This is a genomic window from Microcoleus sp. D3_18_C2, assembly GCF_036702395.1.
Taxonomy (GTDB): Bacteria; Cyanobacteriota; Cyanobacteriia; order Cyanobacteriales; family Microcoleaceae; genus Microcoleus.
Genome location: NZ_JAUBTG010000069.1, coordinates 1 through 7,952 on the forward strand (window position 1 = coordinate 1; position 7,952 = coordinate 7,952).

At 46.1% G+C, this 7,952-nt stretch carries 5 protein-coding genes; 2 read left to right on the forward strand and 3 right to left on the reverse strand.

Features of this window, described 5'->3' with window-relative positions:
• Nucleotides 1-345: 345 nt before the first annotated feature.
• Both ribH and psbZ read right to left on the reverse strand, forming a co-directional pair.
• Entirely contained in the window at nt 346-939 is a 594-nt protein-coding gene (gene ribH, locus QUA88_RS26040) for a 6,7-dimethyl-8-ribityllumazine synthase (RefSeq protein WP_333209091.1), read from the reverse strand.
• A gap of 220 nt (nt 940-1,159) precedes the next feature.
• Nucleotides 1,160-1,351, reverse strand: a complete 192-nt coding sequence (gene psbZ / locus QUA88_RS26045; protein WP_190735314.1) for a photosystem II reaction center protein PsbZ — start codon at nt 1,349-1,351, stop codon at nt 1,160-1,162.
• A 316-nt stretch (nt 1,352-1,667) separates the two neighbouring features.
• On the opposite strand from psbZ, the gene QUA88_RS26050 reads away from it, so the two are divergent.
• A complete protein-coding gene (locus QUA88_RS26050; protein WP_333274569.1) occupies nt 1,668-4,583 on the forward strand; it encodes a CBS domain-containing protein in 2,916 nt (971 codons plus the stop codon).
• 1,164 nt (nt 4,584-5,747) lie between these two features.
• On the opposite strand, the gene QUA88_RS26055 is transcribed toward QUA88_RS26050, so the two are convergent.
• A complete protein-coding gene (locus tag QUA88_RS26055; RefSeq protein WP_333151571.1) occupies nt 5,748-6,092 on the reverse strand; it encodes a DUF4870 domain-containing protein in 345 nt (114 codons plus the stop codon).
• 101 nt (nt 6,093-6,193) lie between these two features.
• On the opposite strand from QUA88_RS26055, the gene prfC reads away from it, so the two are divergent.
• Nucleotides 6,194-7,822, forward strand: a complete 1,629-nt coding sequence (prfC, locus tag QUA88_RS26060) for a peptide chain release factor 3 (protein ID WP_190735310.1) — start codon at nt 6,194-6,196, stop codon at nt 7,820-7,822.
• The last annotated feature ends 130 nt before the right edge of the window (nt 7,823-7,952 follow it).

The window sequence follows — 7,952 nt, forward strand, 5'->3', positions numbered from 1 at the left end:
GATTTTAGATTTTAGATTTTAGATTTTAGATTTTAGAATTGACTTGCGCGAGATAAATGCTCTTTCTTGAGGATTTTAGATTTTAGATTTTGGATTGATTCCACGGATAAATGACGTGGCGGGTACCACCTTTGAAATTATTGGTCAAAATTGCCGCCCAAACTATTAACTTGAGGCATCAAAGTACCCATTTCCAATGGGCAAGATATTGGTCTAATTTGTCGATCGGCCCAGAGTGGAATTTTTACCTTGGGGGCGGGTATAATCACCACCCCACAAGAGTCTTAAGATTTTTCCCGATGCAAATCTTGATGCTTTTTAGCTTAAAAATATTGCTAGCCGAACTTACGAGGGGATTTGATCCGACGATACATCGGGGGCGATCGCCAGATTTGCTTCACCCGAAAGCACTTGAGCAGCAGATCCAGTAGTTAATCGATGATCGTAAGAGTGTGTTCCCAAACCCTTAACTTGGCGCATCAAAGTACCCATTTCCAAAGCACTCATCGCATAATTCCAGCCCAAATTGCTTTTAATTCCAGCCCTTTCCAAAGCTTGCTGCATCGTGTCAGTCGTCACCACCCCAAAAATCACCGGCACCCCTGTCTGAAAAGCAGCCGCAGCAATTCCCTTAGCAACCTCACCAGCCACAAAATCGAAATGAGGAGTTTGGCCCCGAATTACCGCACCCAGACAAATTACCGCATCGTAGCGGTGAGAAAGAGCCGCTTGGCGCGCCACCAAAGGAATCTCAAAACTTCCCGGAACCCAAAAAAAGTCCACCTGAGATCCATGAGGATTAATATCAACCCCGTGGCGTTTCAAACAATCTTGACATCCCTCCAAAAGTTTGTTAACCACCAAATCGTTAAAACGACCGATGACAATCGCAAATCGCAAAGATTCGGTGTGAGTAAAAGTTCCCTCGAAAACAGTCATAGTGTTCTACTTTAGATTTTAGATTTTAGGTTTTAGAGTTTTGTTTGTGAGAAGGCAAAAGTCAGAAAGCAGCAGCATCTCATTTGAATCTCAAGTGCAAAAACATACAGAATCGCGCGGTCTGGAAAATGCCTAGCTTCTGCCGAATGCCTTTCAATCGCTGGTGAATGCCTTCATCCTTCTATCTTTTACCTTCTTTATCCGATAGACTTGGGTGAAATTAAACGACTAAAAAGTTCAATACACCCACTGCAATAACCAGCAAAAACCACAGACCCGATCCGACATAAATCAGGGATTTAGACTGATTCCAGTTTTGGGGAGAGGCATAAGCAACTGGCACGCCAACGACCATCACAAAAGACAGCAGTACCAGACCCAGTAAAACGACTTGAAACAGAATTGATAACATCTTTTCTCCTTTCGATATAACCGTGCGTTGAGCGGAAATAGTTTCCCAGAACCGAAAAAAATCTTCCAAATTCTAGTTTTTGACAGTTTCCCGATAGTCGATCGAGAAATTGTCGGTTGATTGATACGAAAGAACCCAGGCAAATTCGGGCGTTGCGCGAACAGGCGTCAGCGGCTCTTAAGATTTTTATCAATTTTATCATTGTTCGTTACAGCACAGAAAACTGGAAAGGTTAACTTAAAGCCCGATCGACACATCCGGTTTCAGAGGGCGAGAAATTGCTACTGTTTGAGTTAGAGATGCGGGATTTTCGGCTATGGACTTAGTTTTGTGCCACACAACAGCAGATTTTGACGCCTTGGGGGCGGCGGTGGGACTTTGCGTGCTGCGCCCCGGTAGCAGGATCGTATTGACGGGCGGGTGTCATCCGACGGTGCGGGACTTTTTGGCGCTACACCGCGACGAGTACCCACTGATTGAACGCCGATCGGTCAATCCGCAACAAATTCGATCGATTACTATAGTGGATGCCTCCGGGCGCGATCGTTTGGGAAAAGCCGCCGAGTGGCTGGATTTGCCACAAGTAAGGGAAATTGCTATTTTCGACCACCACCTAGAAGCGCATTCAGACATCCCCGCTACTGTTACGCAGATCGAAGCAGTCGGAGCCAGCACAACATTAATTGTTGAAAAGCTCAAAAATCAAGCAGAAAACAGCGACATACCCTTCCGCCTTCTGCCTTCGGAAGCAACAGTAATGGCCCTCGGCATCCACGTCGATACAGGTTCCCTCACCTTTGAGGGCGCAACTGCGCGAGATGCCATAGCTTTGGCCTGGTTGATGGAACAGGGAGCGAGTTTGGGGGTAATAGCTGAATATGTAGAACCCGCTTTGTCTCCTCAATTGCAAGATTTGCTGAGAGAAGCGCTCAAGAATTTGCGATCGGAAACTTTGCACGGTTACAGCGTAGCCTGGGTGCTGCTGTCTACTGAAGCTTATGTTCCGGGACTTTCTTCGCTGGCTTCTCGCTTGCTCGATTTAACTGAAACCGATGCTCTGCTGTTAGGTAATGTTTATAAATTTAGCGAAAACGAAAACAACCGCAACATCGCTCCCGAATCGCCAGTTTCCAATCGATTAACTATTATCGGTCGATCGCGCATCGAAGGCACAAACCTCAGCGAATTGTTCAAACCCTTCGGCGGCGGAGGCCACGCCCGCGCCGCTTCCCTCGCTACCCGCGATGTTGACCCCCTGCTGACTTTAAATCAGTTAGCTGACGAACTGAAAGCTCAAATTCCCCACCCTCCGACAGCGCGCGAGTTAATGTCGTCTCCAGTGCGGAGTATTCGCCCGGAAACCTCGGTGGGGGAAGCTCACCGTATACTCCTACGTTACGGACATTCAGGGCTTTCTGTGGTCGATGCGGGCGATCGACTGGCTGGCATTATCTCGCGCCGCGACATTGACATTGCCCTGCACCACGGTTTCAGCCACGCCCCCGTCAAGGGTTACATGAGTCCGCAGTTAAAAACGATCGCCCCAGATACCTTGCTGCCGGAAATTGAATCTTTAATGGTGACATACGATATCGGGCGCTTGCCAGTATTGGAAAACGGTCAACTGGTGGGAATTGTGACTCGCACTGATGTGTTGCGGGAATTGCACCAGCAAAAAGCGCGAGACAGGGGAAGTAATGCAGAATTCTCTTATTGTGCCGTGTCCGAATCGGTTGAGCAGTTGTTGCGATCGCGCATCAGTCCCGAATTATGGCAATTATTGTCGATCGCCGCCAATATTGCCCAAAATCGCGGCTGGCAACTTTATATTGTGGGTGGAGCAGTCCGGGATTTACTCTTAGCCACGGATGATACACTGGCGCTAACAGATATCGATTTGGTTGTGGATGGAAAGTGCGGTTCCGACGATTCCGGTGCTGGTGTCGAGTTAGCTTCATCGCTGCAAAAACTTTACCCTGAATCGCGTTTGGACGTTCACGGTCAATTTCAAACCGCCGCGCTTTTGTGGCACAAAGACTCTGCTTTCGGCTCGCTGTGGGTGGATATCGCTACGGCTCGCACTGAATTTTACCCTTATCCGGCGGCAAATCCTGAAGTTGAAGCGAGTTCGATTCGCCAAGATTTGTACCGCAGGGATTTTACAATTAATGCGCTGGCTGTGCGGTTGGGTGTTCCTCGCAGCGGCGAATTGTTAGATTTTTTCTGCGGTTTGCTGGATTTGGAATCGAAGCAAATTCGAGTTTTGCACGCCAATAGTTTTATCGAAGATCCGACGCGAATTTATCGCGCTGTGCGATTTGCGGTGCGGTTGGGGTTTGAAATTGAGCCGCAGACGGAAGGATACATCCGCAACGCTTTGGCTAGCGGGATTTATTACCGAATTCAGGGGGAAAATGGCCGAGCTCCGGCTTTGGAAACTCGACTCAAAAGCGAATTGAAATACATTTTGCAAGCTCATTACTGGAAAGTTGCTTTGCAAATGCTGGGAGATTTGCAGGCTTTGCGCTGTATTCATCCTACTTTGGAGTTGGATCGGGAGTTGTGGCGGCAACTGCGTTTGCTCGATCGGTGTTTGCAAGGAAGGAAGAAGGAAGGCACGACACGGATTTTGACACGGATACACGGATTAATGATTGAGGGTGAGTCACGAGTCAGAGGGAATAAGGAAGAGGGAATAGGGAAGAAGGAAGAAAAAGAAAAAGCAACTATTCTCAAGGCTCAATCCCCAATTCCCAATTCCCAATTCCCAATTATCAATATTCCCGATTGGCAGATGCGGCTGGAAGTTTTGATAGCTTATGTAGCACCGGAATATCGCGGCAAGGTGGCTGCAAATCTTCAGTTACCTGCTGACAGCATTAAGCGGTTGGAAGTTTTGGAAGCCGGAAAGAAGCAGTTAGCGGAGAATTTGCCTAAGTGCGAGTTGCCGAGTCAGTTGGTGTTGCTGTTGAGGAATTATGAATTGCCGGTGTTAATTGCGATCGCCCTACAAAGTCCGCGAAGTGCACGCCGCCAAATTTGGGAATATCTCACCAAATGGACGAATGTTGAGCCGCCTTTGAATGGCAACGATTTGAAGGCTTTGGGTTATAAGCCGGGGCCTGGGTTTAAACGAATGTTGGATGATTTGTTGGCGGCGAAGTTGGATGGCGATTTGGGCGATCGGGCTGCTGCTATCTCTTTCTTAGCACAACGTTATCCTCAAACTTAGTAAGGTGCGTCAGCAGCGCGTTATTTTTTCTATAATTGATTAGCTAATTGCTGACGCACTCTACTGAATTTTTAGTTTTCAATCCCAAACAGGCTAACCAGGCGATCGTACATTATTGATATTTTGATAATTAAGGTGAAGAAACAGCGCGATCCTGGTTTAATCGCAATTGTCCTTGCAAACTCACTGGATTTTATAAATGTCAGCATTTTCCCTTTAAATTTCATAAAACGGCTGATCAGTCAAATGAAAACCTCAATCTTTACAAAAATTTTGTGATTGTAAAGATTCGATAAAGCTACGAGGGGTTATACCCCCTATGAGTTATAGTGACATACATATAGATGCACCCTGATGGCTTTCCCGTTCCACAAGAGCGGGATTTTTATTGGAAAAATATTGTATTAAGGAATGAGAATTAAATAACTTCCACAAGATTGTGGGATGGGCTATAAGAGCCCATCCAAAAAGGACGGGCTATAAGAGCCCATCCCACAATAACAATTAAAATTGTAAGTTATTTAATTCGCGATCCTAAGTTTTAAGACACCTGCTAGAGATAGAATTTGTGGAAAATTTCAATAGAACGATCGCCAGATGCAAAAATAGCACAGCTAAAGCAAACATGATGGTTCCGAGCGATCGAACATCCGCCCTAACTCCGCGAAATAACCCAAAGGCGGTAGCATAGTGTGGGAAACGGCATCAATGGAAGCTCAACTTAGCGTTCACAGCAGCCCTGCAACAGGGCGAAAACACCATAATTAATAGTTGATTGTACTCTGATTTTTGATTTTTTATGGATTAACAAGATTTCACTCATGATGTTAGGTCAATTTTCTGGAATTCCAACTAGATGATGCTTAGCTTCACAAATTTTTAAGTTTTTTTACTGAATCTTGTCTCCGATCATCAACCCTCTTTATCACTTATATCATGTCCGATCGAGCGATTAAAAGGGCGGGTTTTTGAGATTGTCAATTATTGGAATATATTTTTCGTGCACCCGCCCCTACGGTATTAGGGGTAATCGACGGGACATAATATTAAGCAGTGTATTTGCCAGTTTGGGGGAGCGAATGTGAGTTATAAAACAATTAAAAACCCGGTTTCTGCTTAAAGAAATCGGGTTATTGAAATCGATGGTGAAGCGCGATTTTCTGTCTACACTATTCGGAAAATAAAAGGGTAGCGGTAAGGTTGGTTAGGAGTTTGCAAAACGTGGAGGATAGCCATTATTGTCAGTCCCCAGTGTAGCAGATAACCTAGGGGGACTAGGATAAAGCCAGCAAGACCAAAAGTGACGACAGTTAACACCACAATCACGGTGCTGTACACCCATACATTAAGGTGAAAATTGATCGCTTCTGTGGCGTTTTCTTTGACAACGGGGTCATCTGATACTAACAATACAGCGATCGGCGCTCCGATCGAGAACAGTAACGTGCTGAAAAAAATCGCCCCGTGGCACACCAGTGATAGCAACTTCCGCTTGTCCGAGTCGTACATATTATTTTTGTTCCTTGACTTTATTGATAATTTTACCTTTAATAGCAACTGTAGCACAGGCTATAATGGCGATCGGGTGATGATTCCCCTACCAAATTGTGATGACAACAGAACTCGAAACTGAACTGCTAACTGCTGTTGAGCGCCGGCGCAACTTTGCTATTATCTCGCACCCTGACGCGGGAAAAACTACTTTGACAGAAAAGCTGCTGCTGTACGGAGGTGCAATTCACGAAGCAGGTTCTGTGAAAGCGCGGCGGGCTCAGCGACACGCTACCTCTGACTGGATGGCGATGGAACAGCAGCGGGGAATTTCTATTACTTCTACTGTTTTGCAGTTTGAGTATAAAAAATATCACATTAATCTGCTCGATACTCCCGGACACCAAGATTTTAGCGAAGATACTTATCGCACTCTGGCGGCGGCTGACAATGCGGTGATGCTTGAGGATGCTGCTAAGGGTTTGGAACCGCAAACTCGGAAGTTATTTGAAGTTTGTAAGTTGCGAAGTTTGCCTATTTTTACTTTCTTTAATAAGCTCGATCGCCCTAGCAGAGAACCTTTGGATTTGTTGGACGAAATTGAGAAGGAATTGGGGTTGCAGACTTATCCGGTAAATTGGCCGATAGGTACGGGCGATCGCTTTAAAGGTGTTTTCGATCGCAGGGCGCGCAAAATTCACTTATTCGAGCGGGCTAAACACGGTTCTCGTGCTGCTGTTGATACCGTCATCGAATTGGGCGATCCGCGCATTGAAGATTTGTTGGAACAAGACCTTTACTATCAGCTCAAAGAAGAGTTAGAACTGCTGGATGAGTTGGGAACTGAACTCGATTTAGATTTAGTTCGGGCTGGAAAAATGACACCAGTTTTCTTTGGCAGCGCGATGAGCAATTTTGGGGTAGAACTGTTTTTAGATGCGTTTTTAGATTACGCTATGAAGCCGATCGCCCGCAAGAGCAGCGCCGGAGATTTGCCGCCAACTTATGAAGATTTTACCGGGTTTGTGTTTAAGTTGCAAGCGAATATGGACCCAAGACACCGCGATCGGGTGGCGTTTATTCGGGTTTGTACGGGCAAGTTTGAAAAGGACATGAACGTGACTCACGCTCGCAGTGGTAAAACGGTGCGTTTGTCAAGGCCTCAAAAGTTATTTGCTCAGGATCGGGAGTCGATCGAGGTTGCTTATCCGGGCGATGTGATCGGTTTGAACAATCCGGGAGTATTTGCGATCGGCGATACTATTTACACCGGCCAAAAACTGGAATATGAAGGGATACCCTGTTTTTCTCCCGAACTTTTTGCTTTTTTGAGAAATCCCAATCCTTCTAAGTTTAAGCAGTTCCGCAAAGGCGTTTCGGAGTTGCAGGAAGAAGGCGCAGTGCAAATTATGTACTCGGTTGATGAGTCGAAACGCGAGCCAATTTTGGCGGCTGTCGGACAGTTGCAATTTGAAGTTGTGCAGTTCAGAATGCAGTCGGAATATAATGTGGAAACGACGATCGATATGTTGCCTTACAGTGTAGCTCGTTGGGTTGACGGCGGTTGGGAGGCTCTGGAAAAAGTTGGGCGGCTGTTTAATACGGTGACGGTGAAAGATACTTGGGGAAGGCCGGTTTTGCTGTTTAGAAATGAGTGGAATTGCCGGCAGGTGGAAGGGGAGCATCCTGTTTTGAAGTTAAATGCGATCGCCCCTGTGGTTTCTGGTTTGGCTGTTAGCGAGGAGTGAGGGGGATAATTGGTTGATTCCGGGTTAGGTTAAGTCATTTTCAGAGCTGACACACGGGGCTAAAAACCGGGTTTTTTCGATAATTCTTGGTTTTGATTCGTAGATTCGACCAAAAACCGGGTTTCTTTGA

Coding starts and splice junctions, on each gene's coding strand:
- ribH (WP_333209091.1), bottom strand. CDS start 939: ATGACTGTTTTCGAGGGAACTTTTACTCACACCGAATCTTTGCGATTT.
- psbZ (WP_190735314.1), bottom strand. CDS start 1,351: ATGTTATCAATTCTGTTTCAAGTCGTTTTACTGGGTCTGGTACTGCTG.
- QUA88_RS26050 (WP_333274569.1), top strand. CDS start 1,668: ATGGACTTAGTTTTGTGCCACACAACAGCAGATTTTGACGCCTTGGGG.
- QUA88_RS26055 (WP_333151571.1), bottom strand. CDS start 6,092: ATGTACGACTCGGACAAGCGGAAGTTGCTATCACTGGTGTGCCACGGG.
- prfC (WP_190735310.1), top strand. CDS start 6,194: ATGACAACAGAACTCGAAACTGAACTGCTAACTGCTGTTGAGCGCCGG.